The organism is Natrialba chahannaoensis JCM 10990, from assembly GCF_000337135.1.
Classification (GTDB): Archaea; Halobacteriota; Halobacteria; order Halobacteriales; family Natrialbaceae; genus Natrialba; species Natrialba chahannaoensis.
Map to the genome: position 1 here is coordinate 69,235 of NZ_AOIN01000023.1, position 17,117 is coordinate 86,351.

A 17,117-nucleotide genomic window follows, 5' to 3' on the forward strand; every position below is an offset into this window, starting at 1 on the left:
AAATATATGTGTGATAATGCCATCCATGATGAGCATGAACACGATCGATCGAGTCGACTCGGACACCCTCGAGGCTGCGACAGCCCTCGATCCAAACGACCTTGGACACCACTTCCACTTTGGATTCACGACACCGGATATCCAATTCATGGAAACGACTGAACCGGTCGAGATGGTCGGCCAAGTCATTACGGTCCGAATTCCACCAGAAGACTCGACGATGGTTCACAAGGCGACCGAAATCGCCGAACCTGGCGACGTCATCGTCGTCGACATGCAGGGCCACACGACGAACGCACCGTGGGGCGAAATGACGACGCGAGCGGCGATCGAAAGCGGCGTCACCGGCGCAGTGATCGACGGCAGCATCACGGACTCACGCGAGATCGACGAACTCGAGTTCCCCGTGTACGCTCGCGGGAAGAGCGCGCGGACAACCCGGTTACACGGCCGCGGCGGCGAGATCAACTCGCCCGTGCAGGTCGGCGGGTCCGTCGTAAATCCGGGCGATATCGCGATTGGGAACGAGGACGGCGTCCTCTTCCTTCGACGAGAGAAAGTCGACGAGGCGATCGAGTACTGCAAGGAGGTCAAATCACAGGAAAAGCAAACAATCGAGAAACTCGAGAACGGCGCGTCGCTCGCCGATCTGACGGCGGCGAACGAGTTGCTCGACCAAGCGGGGAACTAGCGAGGATGGCGTCTATCACACTGGATACGGTTCGCAAGCAGTTTGGTGATGTCGTCGCAGTCGAGGATGTCGATCTGGAGATTGAGGACGGCGAGTTCATCTCGATCGTGGGACCGAGTGGGTGTGGAAAGACGACGACGCTACGGCTGATTGCCGGCCTCGAACAGCTCACGAGCGGACGTATCTTCTTCGGTGACACGGACGTAAGCAACACGCCCGCAAAAAAGCGCGGGATTGGCATGGTGTTTCAGAATCTCGCGCTCTACCCGCACATGAGCGTCCGCGAGAACATGGAGTTCGGACTCTCCGTCGCGGACGTCCCACAGGAAGAGCAAGACGAGCGGATCGTCAAGATCGCCGAGATGCTCGACATCGCGGAGTTGCTCGACCGCGAACCCAGCGAGCTCTCGGGCGGCCAACAGCAGCGTGTCGCGATCGGGCGAACAATGGTACTTGAACCGAACGTCTTCCTGCTGGACGAGCCACTCGCGAGCCTGGACGCGAAGCTGCGCGTCGAGATCCGCGAGGAGCTACAGGAACTCCAAAAGGAAATCGGCGTGACGACGATCTACGTGACCCACGATCAGGAGCAAGCGATGACGATGAGCGACCGGGTGATCGTCATCAACGACGGCAAGGTACAGCAGTTCGCGACACCGGAAGAGATCTACAACGAACCCGCAAACAGGTTCGTCTCACACTTCATCGGAACGCCATCAATGAACTTCGTCGACGCACAGCTTTCCGCGTCGAGCAATTCACTGACGGCTGACTTCGGGTCGGTACACATCGACCTCGAGCGGCCGGCCGACAGTTCGCCGGAGCTGCTCGACAGCGATGCAACGCTTGGTATTCGACCGGAACATCTGGATCTTTCGACGACTGTAGATCCCACGGGGTCGAACACGGTCTCCGCACAGGTTCGAATCGTCGAACACACGGGAGCGAACAAGATCGTCCACCTCTCGATCGACGGGCGCGACTTCACCGCGCTGGTTCCTGAGTCGACGAACGTACAGAACGGTGACGAAGCAACCGTTCGGTTCCCACCCGAGAACGTCTATATGTACGATTCCGAGTCGGGAGACCGCCTCTATTACCGCTCGTCGATCGATTCGAAACACGTCCAGCAGGAAATCGAAAATAAGAGCTGAGCCGGCGGGAACGAATCGGAGAACCAACCTGCAGTCAATCACTCGACGCCATATTGCTTTGCGATTGTATTCAGCTGAATGTCGTCCGTTCCCTCGACGATCCGCATGATTCGCGCTCGGTAGAGATTGTCCATAAACGGGTTCTCTTCGGCGAGACCGCCGCTCCCGTGGATCTGAACCACGTCGTCTGCAACCTCCCAGAACGTATTCGTCGCGAGCCGCTTGCAGATCGACGACTCGGCGATTGCGCCATTGCCTTGATCGAGCTGCCACGCACAGCGCAGGCCAGCAGCATCCGCAGCGAAGGCGTTCGCCCGACCCCAAGCGATCTTGTGGAAGATTCCATGGAACTTCCAATCGTCCGCCCGAACGTCCCGGTCGTTTGCAAACGCTGTGGCCGTCTCGAGTAGCCAGTTCGTTCGACCGACAGACTCGGCAGCAATCTTGACCCGACCGAGACCGAGAAACTCCATCGCGTCGTAGAAGGTGGTCTGTTCGAAGGACACGCCGGCTCCCGTCTCTGATGTGTTCATTCTGAACAGTGTTCCCTGTTGCGATACTTAACTCTCGATGGTGATCATATAGTAACACCTGCAACTAGTTACACACTGATCGCACGTTCGCGGTTCTCGCTCAGTTCACTCGCTCCGAACCGCGCTGCCGTCGTGCNACTGATCGCACGTTCGCGGTTCTCGCTCAGTTCACTCGCTCCGAACCGCGCTGCCGTCGTGCGATCAGGTGCGCAGTGACTTGCAGTGGATACTATAGTTTCATGCGACTGCCGCCGAAGGGGACACCTCTCCATTGCCCTCACTCAGGAATCGCTCCCGATGTGCGCAACTGCTCAAGTGCACCCGTCTCGTAGCCGATCCCCTGCAGGATCGATTCCGTATCGTCGCCGTGTTCGGCACCCGCCGTCGGTCCATCGTGGTTGATGTTGATCCCGCAAGCGGGAAAGCCGATTGCCGACGGTTCGCCCTCACCAGCTGCCCCAGCGTCGACGGACCCCGTGCCTCAATCTGCGGATACTCGACCATCCCAGCCGGCGTATAGACGCCGCCGACCGCCGCATCGACACCCTCGAAGAACGACACCCACTCGTCACGGGTTCGTGTTTTGAAGAGGGACTCGAGTGCCTCCCGAAGCGTCTCGAGTTCGGCAGGATCGCTCGTCATATGGTACTCAATCCATTCCTCGCGATTGACGGCCTCGCAGAAGGCTTGCCAAAAGTGCGGTTCTAGCGCGGCGAGTGTAACGTAGCCTTCGGAAGCAGGATAGACGTCGTACCAGGGGAACTGGTCGGTCAACGGCGTCTCCCCGGGGCGGGGTTACCGCCTGCGAGTTCGCGAGGGACAATCCGGGACATCACCACTGATCGTGAAAACAGAAGGCTTATTCTTCGGTCGTCGCTGCGATCAAACGACTCGTTTGCCGATGATCCCCTCCACACGCATCAGACAAACACTGATTGCTGTCTGCTCGCCGATTACCAGCCTCCTCGCTGCGGGCTGGGCGTATCATCTCCTTCTTGGGACGCCATCACCCGCGACACAGCGCTGGATCGAAACCACGATACCCTCGCTTGCTGGTGCCGAGCCACATTTGGTCGCCGCACTCGTCCCAACCATACTCGTCGTCGGTTGCGTGGTGACGGCCGTGCTCGCAGAACAAACCGCACGGCTAACTGCCGCACAGACCCGACGGCAGGAACTCGAGACGCACTTCTTCGAAGAAAGCGAGTAGAAGCCCTGCATCAATTCTTGGTTTCGACCGTTGTCGAGCCGTCGCCGAACAGTCATCGAACAGCGTCAAACGGCCGCTACTCAGCCGACTCGAATCCCCACGTTTCGAGCCGCTCGACAACGTCGTCGACGTTGTGCATCGCAGCCTCGTACGCAGCCTCGCGGACGTCCGTCTTCGACACTTCGGTACCGAGTTCGTCACTCACCGCGGCAACGAACTCGTCTTCGGCGTCGACGAGGTAGTCCCGGAGATAGAACTGCACCATGCCGCGATCTTGCTTGACGTTGTCGCGAACGTACACCCACGGAATGCCACCATCAGTAGCGCCGGCCTGGGGCGGCTCTGGTACGACGGCGTCCGTTCCGCTAGTTGCGGCCACCTCTTCATTGGCTGGTTTGGTCGCTTCCTGCTCCGCCGCACTTACTGCTGGCATCCCGTCGCTGGACGCACTTAAGTCGACCTCAGTTGCAGCGGCTTCGTCGAACGTCGTCGTTTCGGTGCTCGTCGCCGAATCTGAGTGGGGTGTACTCGAGTTGTGGTTCGTCTCGGCCGTGTCCGTTTCTGCCTCTTTGTCGGTTTCTACCACTGTCTCTGCCGCCGCATCCGTCGTCTCTTGCTCAGGTTCGACAGTCTCCTGTGTCGTTGCTGAGGAAGCATCAGCGTCAGCGCTGTCCGGTTCAGCTTCACCCCCTTCCTGATCTGCGCCGTCGTCAGTCTCGGCCTCGTGATCTGCGAACGGATCGCTACCGGAGCCTTTCTTCATAGCCCGCCCACCTCTTCGATCTGTGCTGCCAGATCGTCGACCTTCTCGAGTGTCTCCATCTCGTGATCACGCGTACGATCACGATGCTCCTTGACGTAGTACGCCGGTGTACACTGTTGGTCCCAGCAGCCCTCGAACAGGGACGACCGCTCTCGAAGCGCGACGGGTGCGGGATAGCCGCGTTCGTGTATTTCATCGAGGTAGCGCTCCTGGTCGGTCGTTCGTCCAATCCCATTGGGAACGGCGGCGAGAACGCCGATTTCGGCTGCAAGTCGGTCCTCGAGGCCTTCGACGAGTTCCTCGAGACCGATGACGCTTTGCATCCCCTTTCCGGTTGGTTCGACTGGGATAACCAGACTGCGGGTGGCAGACACCGCGTTGTAGAGGTGCGGGCCAGCCGTTGCCGGTGGGTCGACGACGATAACATCGTACGCCTGTGGAATGCCGGCGTCCATGAGCACCTGCCGGAGTCGGTCGTAGGGATCGAAGTCGTCACCCTCGCCGAGGTCGTCGGCCATCTGCTGGGCGCGGTTCAGGAGGTCTTCCAGATTCTCGAGCATGTTGTGGCTCGGGAGCAGATCGAATCCCTGCTCGGTCTCGTAGATGAGGTCCGCGAGGTCACCCTTTGGTCGGTCGATCATGTGCCGGACGATGTTGTCGACCTGGCTGTCGTCTCGCGGTGCGTCTACGTCGAGCAGGTAGGTCAGCGAACCGTTTTGTTGATCCATGTCGATCGCGAGCACGTCGAGTCCGTGGTCAGCGTGGGCTTCGAGCAGTGCTGCGCCGACGGTCGTCTTGCCGACGCCGCCCGCCTCCGAGTAGGTCGTGTACGTGAGCATACCCACCAGTTAGTCTCCTCGAATATAATACTCCGTCATACGAAATTCACGACCTAATGAAATAGTATAACTAGTTAGCCTAACTAAAAGGACGGCCCTCATAGGCGATCGATAGTACTTCAATGGGAGGAGTGGCGACGAACACCGGCCAGAGGGAGTGATGAGGCATATTGCATGAGATATCTGTTTAGATCCTCCAGACAACCTATCTAAATAGCCTAACCGATCAGCCTAATAATACAGTGTGGCATAAGCAGGAAACTGTATGCCGCAGATACCCAAGTACCCTTGTGAGATCGGTTTTTCGGTTAGGTCTGCTAGAATGACCAACCAAATGGCCTAATCAGGTAGACCAACAGAGGAGAAACATTCTGAAAGAGAGGCATCACCCTCTGAGAAGGTATCGACATAACCACAAGGTAGACCATCTAGTTAGCATAACTAACCAGTACATCCAGAAGGGCGAACCCAGTAGACTTACTGAATAGATAGAAGAGGCAGTTGGCCCCAAAGAAGTAGCCCCGGTGATCTAGGAGAAAGATTGGTTAGACTCATCAGGTAGGCCAATCCAATAGGCCTCCAAAATAGCCCATAAAGTAAACTCAACCCACAGCACAGCAGAAGTGGAGAGTCGTTGTCGGCGGACGTACGAGTACCATGCCATCAGAGCAAAACGCGAACACTACAAACTATCGAAGAAGGATACCTAGACGGCATAACTAATCAGCCTAACTAGACAGTATAGCTGAGAAGGATTGGAAGAAAACCCACCAGTGGCTGAAAATCGGACTGACTGGAACGTAAAAACACGCAGCAGGGAAGATTAGTTAGGCTAACCAAGTAGACTAACTAGATAGGTCTGAAGAGTTTCGTCACTGCAAGGGCAACTGAGGTTGGTCTATGAAGTTGTTCCACAGTCAAGCGAGAATCAATTATTTGAAAGGCTACACAATTAGTTTGAAGGACCACACAACGAAGCGGTGGTCGGTGTGGCGGACAGTGGGCCGTGTCGTATGGAGCGAGTATTGATTTGGCAGTAATGACAGAAACAGATATTGATTGGTTCTAATGTGGCATGCTACCGGGAAACTGCCTTCAGAACTAGGGTTCGCGGCTTGCCGGCTAACAAACTTCTTTGAACAAATAGGATAAGGAACTGGTACTTATCCGTGACTCGGTTCCCGAATCCGCTGCGGCTAACGATCCTCTATATCGGTCTCGCTCTCGCACGTCTTGGTCTCATAGATCGCGACCGTGCCATCCGGACGACCGTTCTCGCCTGGCCGCGCATCATCACCGGTATCGCTCGCATGTCGAAGAGCGCCGTCGACGTCGCGATGGTCGGCGTGGCAGTTGGCACCTCGGCCGTTGCCGGTGTCGGCTTCGCGGGTCCCTTCTGGGGACTCGCCTTCGCGATCGGCGGCGGTGTCGCCGGCGGAACGATCGCACTCGTCTCTCAGCGATACGGCGCTGAAGCCTACGAGGAACTGGGACTCGCCGTCCGCTCGAGTACGCTGCTCGTTCTCGTGATCAGCCTCCCCGTGCTGGTGCTGTTCTGGACGTACCCGGCGGAGTTCATCTCACTGATCACAGAGAACGAGGCAGCAATCGGTTACGGTGCAACGTACCTCCAGTACGTCGCACTCGGCATCCCGTTCGCCGGACTCAACCTGGTCGGGAGTCGCGTACTCGTCGGTGCCGACGATTCGTACACAGCAATGCAAGTCCGAGCCGGCGGTGCAGTTCTCAATATCATTCTGAGTGCCGTCTTCATCTTCGGGCTGAACGAGGGTGTGGCCGGCGCTGCTGCCGGGACCGTACTGGCAAACATCGCAGTGACGGCCGGCTTCGCGATTGGACTCAGTTACGGGTCGCTTCCCGGCGTCGGCGAGTTCCCGGTCCAGATCGACCCGTTCGGCTCGTATCTCGACCCGGGAACCATCCGTGACATCGTCGAAATCGGTCTTCCCGTTGGTGGCCGTAATCTCGTCTGGGTCGTCGCCGAGTTCCCGATGCTCGGGATACTGGATATCTTCGGCGAGAACACGGTCGCCGCGTTCGTCATCGCACGCCGAATCTGGGGCATCATGAACACGCCCGGTTGGGGTTTCGGCCTGGCGTCCTCGAGTCTGGTCGGCCAGGAGCTCGGCCAGAACAACGAAAAGCAAGCGGAAGCCTACGGCCGCGATATTATCCGGTTCGCGGTTGCGACGTACATCGTCTCGGCGATCGTAATCGCGCTGTTCGCCGAACAGATTGTGGTCCTGTTTGCAGATGATCCGACGAGCGCCGAAATTCCGATTGCCACCGACCTCGTCTACGCGGCCTGTGTCGCGGTGGTCTTCCAGGGCGTCGCGGGTGCCGCCGCGGGACCGCTCGATGCGAGCGGTGATACGCGCGTGCCGTTCGCCAGCCAGTTCGTCGGGATGTTCCTCTGTTCGATCCCGCTCGCGTACCTCGGTGCCACTACGTCGCTCGGCTACTGGGGGCTGTATCTCGCCTTCGTCGCCGAGACGACGGTTCCCGCAGCGATCAACTACTGGCGCTTCCGGACGGACAAGTGGAAGTCGATCAGCGAGACGTACCGCCCGGACGCTGCGGTCGCAGACGACTAGGACAAAGACTGGGTGCTGAGAAAATACGACACTGGATCGCTACTCGTCGGCTTTCGTCGGCGTCTCAGTCGCACACCACGGGCAGAACGACACATCGTCCTCGAGTTCCCGGTGACACGACGCACAGAGAGTCGCTTCCTGTATCTCAATACGGCGGTTGTGCTGTCGCGCTAGAACGTAGGCGTCGAGGACACTCACAGCACCAACAGCGAGGAGCGGTGCTGCATCCCAGAACGACGCCTGCATTGGATCCATGAGAACGGACTCGGGAACGAACAGACCACCAACGAGGAACGCAAGCGCGAGCCAGCCGAGGGCCCGAAGCCAGCGTCGCAAGTAGATCTGACCGAGGCCGGTGATGAAGAGACCGAGCACGGCCGCAAACCAGGGCCGTTTGCGAGAGTCAGACTGTGTTTGTGGTTGAGATTGAGCCTGGTCCATACAGAGACTGAATGCCTGGTCAGTCGTAAATCTTCTTGTGATCGATGTCTGCCTTCCAGAAGAGAACGAATATCCGCTATTCGTCAACAAGCAGTGTCCGTTCGAGTTGGTCGATCAACACTGCTCGGTTCTGCTCGATGAGGTCCCGATCCTCGAGTGTCACACCGCGCTCCATGATTCCGTACACTGTCGAAAAGATATACTCCGCTTGCTGTGCTGGCTCAACATCGACAAATCGACCCGACTCGATACCGCGTTCGAGTATCGTGGTCAGTGCTGTGATGAAAATCTCGTCGGTACGCTTGATCTGGTCGTAGTAGGATTGATTATGAGGTGCCTGCGAACGGATTTCGAAGAAGGCCTGCCGGAACTGAAGTGCTTCGTCGTTCAGATCAGCCGGAAGAACACGGTTGAGCAGGTCGATAAGTTGCTCGTACGGATCGTCGTCCGACTCTTCCTCGAATGATGTCTCGAGTTCCTCGCAGACGAACGCAAAGAAATCGTTGAGAATCTCCTCTTTGCCGTCGTAATGGTAGTACAGCAACGATTTGCTCTTCTCGAACTCGGCAGCGATTCGAGACATCGTCGTCTCCGGATAGCCGTGTTTCGAAAGTGCGAGATAGACGGCTTCCATGATCGCCTCGGTCGTATCGTCTCGCTCCTCGGCGATGGTTGCTGTGTGATCCGTGTCCGATGTATCTGCCATATAGCTATGCTCGGCAATGAGACGTAAATACTTCAGGTTCCCGTTGTGTCGCGACGAGACGGCTGTCACACCGCAGACGTATTTGTCAGGAAATATATGGGTTGTCAGTTGCTCGAGTTTCGATCATTGGCTTCACCGAAACCGGCACTCAACACACGGGTCAGTGCTTCGCCAGTCGACTCCTCGAGTTCGGTGAGTTCCGAGTGGTGGACTTCGAGGAGAAATCCGGTCGTGATATTCGGTGAGGTCGGCAGGAAGATCAGTTCCTTCCCGTCAGCTGTGGTGCGTCCTGTTTTGAACGCCGTCATGCGGAGACCATCCCAGACCTCGAGTTTTACTGGCTCCTGAAGCCGGTCCTGTTCGCCGAAGGCGGTCTCGGAAGCGGTTTTAGACGCGTTGTAGACGACCCTGATCCCGGGGAGTCGATTTGCTCCAGTATCGAGGATGCGTTCGGAAACCGTACCGATGGTCGTGCGCATCAGGAAGCCGACAATGCCGATGACGACAAACAGCGTGACTACTGAGAGAACGACACGCAAAAACTCGATTACCTGATCACGAACGGTGGAATTTTCGATGAGGTGATCAAGCAGTTCGGCAGGAATGAGAAATCCTGGTGTCAACCCCTCGACGAAACTATAGACAACGTAGAGAACGAACAGTGTGACGAGTATCGGGCCGATAACGATGAGTCCACTCACGAAATCACGTTTCCAGGCCGACATTTATTCACTCCTCCCAACGTGGCAGTGGCTTTCAGTACTGGCCGACGTGCTATCAACCTTTCCGAACGTCCACTGGACGTGCCTGTACCACCGAAACGGTCTCGCTACTGACCGATTTCGAGAACGCATTCGTATCTGACGGTCGCCGTAGGCGACTGAATGGGTAGTCAACGCAGTGATACCCATGCTACTGACGACTCTGTACGTCGGTTACGTACCGACACCAGTGTTGTGACAGTCCGCAAGCCAGCATTCGCAGCGCAAAAGGGCCACTCGACAGCCACCGAACATCAGGATAATGGGTGCATTCGCAGGAACAGCAGTTGCAGACGACCTATTGGTAGCAGCGCTCGTTCTCGGAATCGCACTCGTGCATCTCCTCCCAGGGTATCTTCCCGGTGTTCCGTTCGTCTCACGACGCAGTATCCTCTCGGCGGCCGGCGGCATATCGATTGTTTACGCCTTCCTTCACCTCTTTCCGGAACTCGACGCGCACCGGAGTTCACTCGAGGGCGTCGATCTGATCGTCGCCACGCTCACTGCAGATCACATCTACATCCTCGTGTTTATCGGCATCGCGCTGTTCTACGGGCTCGAACGGATTGCGGCTCTTTCCGAGGCAATCGAGTTGCCGACCTCGCTCGGACGGTTCAGCAACCAGTCGGTGTTCTGGGTCCATATCGGCGGTTTCATCGTGTACAACGCCTTTATCGGCTACGTACTCGTGCAGGGGCGAACCGGAGCAGAGAGTAGCCTCCTGTTCGCGTTCGCGATGGGGTTTCATCTCTTCGGGAACGACGAAGCAATGGAACAACACTATCACGAACTCTACAGTGATGTGGGGCAGTGGATCCTCGCCGGCGCGGTCATCGCGGGTGGCCTCGGTGCACTCGTCTACACACTCTCCGATGTAGCGTTTACCATCCTGCTTGGCTTTCTCACTGGTGGCGTGATCTTCAACGCGATCAAGGATGAACTCCCGCGAACGCGTGAGAGCCGGTTCTGGGCGTTCGCACTGGGATCAATCGTCTACGCGCTGATCCTCTTCGCACTCTAACCAGTGTTCCGCAGATAGCGTGTAGGCACCGGAACGCGAGAACACATCTCGATAGGGGCGTATTTGTCTGGGAACGGAATCTTTTCGCAGGTCGTACACCTACGCGATGGCGTGAGTCCTGCCTCCGAGCCTCTGCCAGAAACTGATAGCCGTCGTAGCTGGGGTGTTGCTCTCGCCGGCGCGATTGCGATGGTGTTTACGTTCGGCACGCCACTCTCTTATGGCATCTTCCAGCAGCCGTTCAGCGAGACGTTCGCCGTCTCTCCCGTCGCGCTCTCGGGTGTCTTCTCGATCATGCTGTTTACGTTCTTCATCGGCTCCGGGCTCGTCGGCATCTTCGCCGCACGGCTTCCCGTCCGCGGGGTGCTTCTCGCCTGCACAGCCGCGACGGCACTCCTTGCACCCTCTCTGTACGCCGTCGAGTCCTATCTCGGGCTCACCCTCGTGTTTGCGGGCCTCGGGCTCGCGCTCGGTACCGTCTTCGTCCTGGTCGCCTCCGTCGTCCCCCGCTGGTTCGACGAGCGCCGCGGCGCAGCCACCGGCCTGATCTTCGTCGGCAACGGACTCGGTCTGTTCGTGCTGCCGCCACTCTGGCAGTACGCACTCAGCACCGCTGGCGTTCGTGAGGGCTTTCTGGTCATCATGGCGGCGACGGCAGGGGCGTTCCTGCTCGCGACTCTCCTCTGTCGCCGTCCACCCTGGGCCACACAGTCGACGGACTCGAATAGCGCGCTGCTTTCGTGGCTCAGTGGAGTAGTCAAAACGCGCACCTTCCAGGTGCTTTTCGTGGGGATGTCGCTGGCGTTTGCCTGGTATCAGCTACTCGCGGCGTACGCGATCGATCTGTTCGCTGCGCGCGGCTTGACTGAGGCCAGTGCATCGGCATTGTTCGGCCTGATCGGAGGGGTAAGCATCATTTCGCGTATCGGTGGTGGCTACATCGCCGATATCGTCGGCTCTCGGCGGGCGTTTCTCGCGTCGCTTGGCTGTGCTGCAGTCGGCATTGCGTTGTTGCTCGCGCCGCAGTATGCGATACTCACCGTCGCCGTATTCATCATTGGGCTGGGGCTCGGTGGGTGTGCGACCCTGTACATTCCGCTGTTGATGGAGATTTACAATCCGGAGAAGGACACGGCGATTATCGGCATCTTCAACGTCGCTGGCGGAATCGGTGCACTCGCGATGCCGCCGCTTGGAACAGCAAGCGTTGCCTACACGGAGAGCTACACCGTTGCGATTCTATTGACGCTTGGCGTGACTATCGTGTCCTTCTGGGCAGTTGTCGTCGGGACGACGGGAGCCGTATCGACGCCGTCAGACTGAACCGACTATCCAGTCTGTGTCGTTCGGGCCGTCTGTGCGACGATACCGAGCAGTACGAGACAGAACACGATCATAAGCCCCTGCGAAACGGCTGCGATGGTGGACTCGACCGCACTGCCGGTAAGCAGTGCAAGGAGATCCGGAATACCCCGTGCAGACCCAAAAATACCCGCAAGCGCGAGTGCTCCGATCCCGTACGTTGCGAGTCGTTCTCGGCCGACCGCATCACCAGCGATTCGGAGGCCGATAACGAGAACGCCGAAGAGTGCCGGGATCAGAGCGGTGATACTTTCAAAACCCGAGGCGATGTAAGCGCCGACACCGAGGATGAGCAAGCCAACGCCGACTGCGAGCGACCCAGTTCGTGCGAGCGAGGTGGATTCGTCCATAGAGAAGAGTATGTCGTCGTTGGATAAGAAAGGAGGGAGTAGTCCCACGACGTGGGCCTTCCCACAACCTGTCGCAGACATCGTTTTATCAAAACCCATCTCGTGGCAGAAGTTAGACACCCTGTCGGAAGTGTGGTACTAATTAGTGGTAATTCCCAGTAATCGTAAGAGGGAGCGGGTTGAGATCTATCCAATAGAGCAACATAAGAAGCACAAATGCTGACAAAATATGTACTCAAGAGGAGTGTTGGCAGTCAGTCGTAAGAAATATCAGATGGTATGTCTCTACATGGAGGGAATACAATAGTCGATAATCATCATATATCATCATACCAAATCGATAGAAGAGCTTTTAGCTGTTCGGCCGATCCCATGAGACAGGATGACACGAGAGACATGGGGGACCCGTCTCGGGTTTATTCTGGCCGCCGTTGGCAGCGCGGTCGGGCTCGGGAATATCTGGCGATTCCCCTGGATGACAGCGGAAAACGGCGGTAGCGCGTTCTTGCTGATGTACATTCTCATCGTTCTTGGCGTCGGAGTTCCGGGCCTGATGGCTGCGTTCGTCATCGGCCGCCGATCGAACCGAAATCCAGTTGGAGCGTTCAAGACACTGAAGGGATCTCGTGCATGGACCGCACTCGGACTCCTCTGTGTTGTGACGGCGATTGCACTGCTTTCGTTCTACAGCGTCGTCGGTGGGTGGATTCTTCGGTACTTCGTCGAGAGCTTCACCGGCGCGTACTTCGCCGATCCGGGCACACACTTCGAGACGATTAGCTACGGGCTCGAAGCGTTCGTCTATCAGTTAGTCGTCCTTGGGATCACCGCCGGCATCGTCATGGCCGGCGTCCGCCGCGGTATTGAGGCCGCAACGAAGTCCATGATGACCGGCATCGTGATCCTGCTCGTCGGGCTCACGATCTGGGCATCCCAGCAGCCAAACGCAGTCGCGGGCTATGCGTTCTTCCTGGACTTCGACGCCGAATACCTCTCGAACAACTTCTTCTCGGTCCTCGGCGCTGCCGCTGGTCAGGCACTGTTCACCCTCTCGATCGGCGGTGGAACAATGATCACGTACGCATCCTACATCGATGACGACCGCTCGCTACCGTTCGACGCCTCCGCGATCGCTGGTCTCAACCTCGGTATCGGCATCCTCTCGGGACTGCTCCTATTCCCACTTCTCTTCTCGTTCGCTGACGGGCCAACGGCTGGCGGTGCCGGCGCGCTGTTCGTCGGCATTGCCGGCGCATTCGCGCACCTTCCGGTCGGCTGGCTCTTCGGTGCCGTCTTCTTCTTTGTCGTGTTGCTCGCTGCGATCACAAGCCTGATCAGTATGCTCGAGATCCCCGTCTCGTTCCTCGTCGACGAGTTTAACGTCGACCGATCGGTCGCAACAGGCTCACTCCTTGGCGTCGTCATGGTTACCGGTGCGTTCAACGCCTTCAGCGCCGAGGTATTCACGCTCATTGCCGACCAAGTCGTTGATCTGCTGATGACGATCGGACTGACCGGCTTCATGTTCTACGTTGCGTGGGTCCTCGGCCCCGACGCTGTTACGGAGTTCCGAAACGGTGCCGGAACGATTGCGCACTCAATCGCGGTTCCGTGGCGATACGCCCTCGGAACGATCTTCCCGACATTTCTGCTGTTTACGTTCTACAGCGACAGTTTCCGACTACTCGGCTACAGCCCCGGTACCGAAGCACTCGTTGCACTCACACTCGTCACTGCCGTCTCGTTCGTCGGCCTCATCCGCTGGTCCGAAGGCGATGAGTCACGACGAGCAATGATCGAGAACGAGACCGAAACAGAAGCTGAGTCCGCCGACTAGATCGAACACGAGTGGAAACACCAGTACAGTCCTGTACAGGCTAGTTCTCGAAATACGTCTTCTGTGAATAGTCGCTCGTATGAGGGTGTTTAGACGAAGTATTGCTATTCATTACCACGGTACTATTAAGTAGATGATTGATGACTAATTTTCATATGGTACCTGCCAGCACACCGGAGGAATGTGGCACCAGTGACCAGTTTTGGCGAGTCGGTGCGGACTGGATGACACGGTTCCTCTGGACAGGTTGGACACGACGAGCGGCGCTGGCGGGGTGTTCGATTTCACGTTCGATGCGGCAAACGCAGTCAGCGCGGTCAGGGAAACCACTGCGAATGATGCGGTTATTGCAGCCACTGCAGTCTCTGCACGGCAGTTCACACTCACCACTGCGACACCAGCCGGACGCGATGTCGCAGGGAGCAACCGATGACACCGCCGACCGATAACGGCGGTTCACACAGAGACGGATCAATCGCTGACGTTCTCGACCTCAGTTGTGGTCGGGGGCACACCGGTAGCAACAGCAACGCAACAGCAACGGCCACGCGGTGCAGCTGCGGTACGCGAGATGCCCGACAATGAGCACGCAAAACGAAGCGGACCACCATCCAGATGGTGCAACGGTACACGGCACGACTGACCCGATCCAGATCCTGGACGCGGACGGAACCGTGCTGTCGAACGCGGAGGTGCCGGACCTCTCGGACGACGACCTGGTCTCGATGTACGAAGACATTAAGCTCGCCCGACAATTCGATCAGCGAGCGATCAGCCTCCAGCGACAGGGACGGATCGCGACATACGCCCCGATGACGGGACAGGAGGGAGCACAGGTCGCGACCGGCTACGCGCTCGACCGGCAGGACTGGCTGCTCCCAACATATCGAGAGCACGCCGCAAAGTACGTCCACGGAATGAAACTCAGCGCGCTGTTGAAACCTCTCTGTGGCCTTCGAGAGGGGTACGCGATTCCCGACGGCGTCACCGTCATGCCGGAATACATTCCGATCGCGACGCAGATCCCCCAGGCGACAGGCATGGCCTGGGGCGAACAACTCCAGGGACAAACGGACACCGCCGTCCTCTGTCACTTCGGCGACGGGGCGACCTCCGAAGGAGACTTCCACGAGGGACTGAACTTCGCCGGCGTCTTCGACGTCCCCGCTGTCTTCGTCTGCAACAACAACCAGTGGGCGATTTCGGTCCCTCGCGAACACCAGACTGCCAGTGAAACCATCGCCCAGAAGGGCGCGGCGTACGGGATAGAGGGAGTCCGAGTCGACGGGCTCGACCCACTCGCCGTCTACGCAGTGACGCATGCGGCCCTCCAGAAGGCGAAGAACCCGGCCGACGGCGAACGACGACCGACGCTCATCGAGGCCGTCCAGTACCGCTACGGCGCACACACGACCGCCGACGACCCCTCGACGTACCGCGAGGAGGACGAAGCCGAGGACTGGCGCGAGAAAGACCCACTCGACCGTATGCGAAATTTCCTCACCAACGAAGGACTGCTCGACGACGACCTCGAAGCCGAGATTGACGACCGGATCGAAGCGCAACTCACCGACGCAATCGAGTCCGTCGAGGGGGCGACAACGCATCCCACGACGATGTTCGACCACGTCTACGACGAACTCCCCGACCGCCTTCGTGAACAGCAGGACGAACTCGAATCCCTTCGCAAGAAGTACGGTGACGACGCGTTCCACGAGGTGTTAGAATGAGTTCGACTGGTTCGGACGAGGCGGCGACGCCTGAGGAGGAGTCAAGGGAAGGTGTGTCACAGGTCGAGACCGAGACCGAGACCGCAACCGCAACCACGACCGAGACCATGAACCTCGTCGAAGCCGTCCGCAACGCCCTCCACACTGAGATGGCCCGCGACGAACACGTCGTCGTCCTCGGCGAAGATGTCGCCGAAAACGGCGGCGTCTTCCGCGCAACTGAGGGGTTACTCGAGTCCTTCGGCGACGAGCGCGTCGTGGACACGCCGCTTGCGGAGTCAGGAATTGTCGGCACGGCGATCGGGCTCGCTATGACGGACATGCGACCGGTTGCGGAGATGCAGTTCATGGGGTTTGCCTACCCGGCGTTCGACCAACTCGTCAGTCACGCAGCACGGATGCGAAGCCGGAGTCACGGCCAGTACACGGTCCCAATGGTGGTGCGCGCGCCCTACGGCGGCGGCATCCGAGCACCGGAGCACCACTCTGAATCCAAAGAAGCGTTCTTCGTCCATGAACCGGGACTGAAGGTCGTCGTACCAAGTACGCCCGCCGACGCGAAGGGGTTGCTCATCGCGTCGATCCGCGATCCGGACCCCGTCGTCTTCCTTGAACCGAAGCTGGTCTATCGTGCCTTCCGTGAGGACGTGCCGACGAATGCGTACGAGACGCCACTCGGCAAGGCAGCCGTCAAACGAGAGGGTTCAGACGTAACGGTCTACACCTGGGGTGCGATGGTTCATCCGACGCTCATCGCCGCGGATAACGTCGCTGACGAGGATGGTATCGATGTCGAAGTCGTTGACCTGCGGACGCTCTCCCCGCTCGACGTGGAGACCGTCGTTGACTCGTTCGAGAAGACCGGTCGCGCCGTCGTCGTCCACGAAGCGCCGAAGACGGCCGGACTGGGTGCAGAAATCGCAGCGACGATTCAGGAGGAAGCCCTCTTGCATCAGGAGGCACCGATCACCCGCGTCGCCGGCTACGATGTGCCGATGCCGCTGCACGAACTCGAGGACTATTACCTGCCACAGGCGCTCCGGATCCAGGAAGGCATTCGCGAGACAGTTTCATTTTAAAGCGCATTGGCACCACGAAATCGGT

Annotated in this window: 17 protein-coding genes; 9 read left to right on the top strand and 8 right to left on the bottom strand. The window is 58.3% G+C overall.

All coding sequences use genetic code 11. The features are described from left to right. Positions 1-25: 25 nt before the first annotated feature. Both C482_RS03140 and C482_RS03145 read left to right on the top strand, forming a co-directional pair. Positions 26-691, top strand: a complete 666-nt coding sequence (locus tag C482_RS03140) for an RraA family protein (protein ID WP_006166033.1) — start codon at positions 26-28, stop codon at positions 689-691. A 5-nt stretch (positions 692-696) separates the two neighbouring features. Further along, on the top strand, positions 697-1,845 hold the full coding sequence (locus tag C482_RS03145; RefSeq protein ID WP_006166034.1) for an ABC transporter ATP-binding protein: 1,149 nt from the start codon (positions 697-699) through the stop codon (positions 1,843-1,845). A 38-nt stretch (positions 1,846-1,883) separates the two neighbouring features. Here the strand turns inward: C482_RS03145 and C482_RS03150 are convergent, their stop codons facing one another. After that, positions 1,884-2,378 (bottom strand): acyl-CoA dehydrogenase family protein, encoded by a 495-nt coding sequence (locus C482_RS03150; protein WP_006166035.1) that lies wholly within the window; start codon positions 2,376-2,378, stop codon positions 1,884-1,886. A gap of 237 nt (positions 2,379-2,615) precedes the next feature. Continuing rightward, on the bottom strand, positions 2,616-3,152 hold the full coding sequence (locus tag C482_RS03155) for a CoA transferase (RefSeq protein WP_006166036.1): 537 nt from the start codon (positions 3,150-3,152) through the stop codon (positions 2,616-2,618). A 127-nt stretch (positions 3,153-3,279) separates the two neighbouring features. On the opposite strand from C482_RS03155, the gene C482_RS03160 reads away from it, so the two are divergent. Beyond that, a complete protein-coding gene (locus C482_RS03160) occupies positions 3,280-3,588 on the top strand; it encodes a hypothetical protein (protein WP_006166037.1) in 309 nt (102 codons plus the stop codon). Positions 3,589-3,664: 76 nt separating this feature from the next. Here the strand turns inward: C482_RS03160 and C482_RS03165 are convergent, their stop codons facing one another. After that, positions 3,665-4,351 (bottom strand): hypothetical protein, encoded by a 687-nt coding sequence (locus C482_RS03165; RefSeq protein WP_006166038.1) that lies wholly within the window; start codon positions 4,349-4,351, stop codon positions 3,665-3,667. Continuing rightward, positions 4,348-5,190: a ParA family protein gene (locus tag C482_RS03170; RefSeq protein ID WP_006166039.1), complete on the bottom strand. Its 843-nt coding sequence runs from the start codon at positions 5,188-5,190 to the stop codon at positions 4,348-4,350. The genes C482_RS03165 and C482_RS03170 overlap by 4 nt, the downstream gene beginning before the upstream one ends. A 1,169-nt stretch (positions 5,191-6,359) precedes the next feature. On the opposite strand from C482_RS03170, the gene C482_RS03175 reads away from it, so the two are divergent. Beyond that, positions 6,360-7,805, top strand: a complete 1,446-nt coding sequence (locus C482_RS03175) for an MATE family efflux transporter (RefSeq protein WP_006166040.1) — start codon at positions 6,360-6,362, stop codon at positions 7,803-7,805. 39 nt (positions 7,806-7,844) lie between these two features. On the opposite strand, the gene C482_RS03180 is transcribed toward C482_RS03175, so the two are convergent. The 3 genes from C482_RS03180 to C482_RS03190 all read right to left on the bottom strand — a co-directional run bounded on the left by C482_RS03180 (position 7,845) and on the right by C482_RS03190 (position 9,677). Further along, positions 7,845-8,246, bottom strand: coding sequence for a zinc ribbon domain-containing protein (locus C482_RS03180; RefSeq protein ID WP_049896431.1), 402 nt, complete (start codon positions 8,244-8,246; stop codon positions 7,845-7,847). A 76-nt stretch (positions 8,247-8,322) separates the two neighbouring features. Beyond that, complete coding sequence (locus C482_RS03185) at positions 8,323-8,952, bottom strand: TetR/AcrR family transcriptional regulator (RefSeq protein ID WP_006166042.1); 630 nt, start codon at positions 8,950-8,952, stop codon at positions 8,323-8,325. A gap of 104 nt (positions 8,953-9,056) precedes the next feature. Further along, the gene (locus tag C482_RS03190; RefSeq protein WP_006166043.1) at positions 9,057-9,677 is read right to left on the bottom strand and encodes a DUF502 domain-containing protein; all 621 of its coding nucleotides are present in this window, start codon (positions 9,675-9,677) and stop codon (positions 9,057-9,059) included. Between the two features lie 298 nt (positions 9,678-9,975). Between C482_RS03190 and C482_RS03195 the strand changes: the two genes are divergently transcribed. Together C482_RS03195 and C482_RS03200 are read left to right on the top strand one after the other, a co-directional pair. Beyond that, a complete protein-coding gene (locus C482_RS03195; RefSeq protein WP_006166044.1) occupies positions 9,976-10,734 on the top strand; it encodes a hypothetical protein in 759 nt (252 codons plus the stop codon). 189 nt (positions 10,735-10,923) lie between these two features. Next, complete coding sequence (locus tag C482_RS03200) at positions 10,924-12,057, top strand: MFS transporter (protein ID WP_006166045.1); 1,134 nt, start codon at positions 10,924-10,926, stop codon at positions 12,055-12,057. Between the two features lie 5 nt (positions 12,058-12,062). Here the strand turns inward: C482_RS03200 and C482_RS03205 are convergent, their stop codons facing one another. Further along, positions 12,063-12,446, bottom strand: coding sequence for a hypothetical protein (locus C482_RS03205; protein WP_006166046.1), 384 nt, complete (start codon positions 12,444-12,446; stop codon positions 12,063-12,065). Positions 12,447-12,828: 382 nt separating this feature from the next. On the opposite strand from C482_RS03205, the gene C482_RS03210 reads away from it, so the two are divergent. The 3 genes from C482_RS03210 (at position 12,829) to C482_RS03225 (ending at position 17,092) form a co-directional block, all read left to right on the top strand. Continuing rightward, entirely contained in the window at positions 12,829-14,283 is a 1,455-nt protein-coding gene (locus C482_RS03210; RefSeq protein WP_006166047.1) for a sodium-dependent transporter, read from the top strand. A 581-nt stretch (positions 14,284-14,864) separates the two neighbouring features. Continuing rightward, entirely contained in the window at positions 14,865-16,013 is a 1,149-nt protein-coding gene (pdhA, locus tag C482_RS03220; RefSeq protein WP_006166049.1) for a pyruvate dehydrogenase (acetyl-transferring) E1 component subunit alpha, read from the top strand. Then, on the top strand, positions 16,010-17,092 hold the full coding sequence (locus C482_RS03225; protein ID WP_006166050.1) for an alpha-ketoacid dehydrogenase subunit beta: 1,083 nt from the start codon (positions 16,010-16,012) through the stop codon (positions 17,090-17,092). Before pdhA ends, C482_RS03225 begins: the two co-directional genes overlap by 4 nt. Positions 17,093-17,117 lie beyond the last annotated feature (25 nt).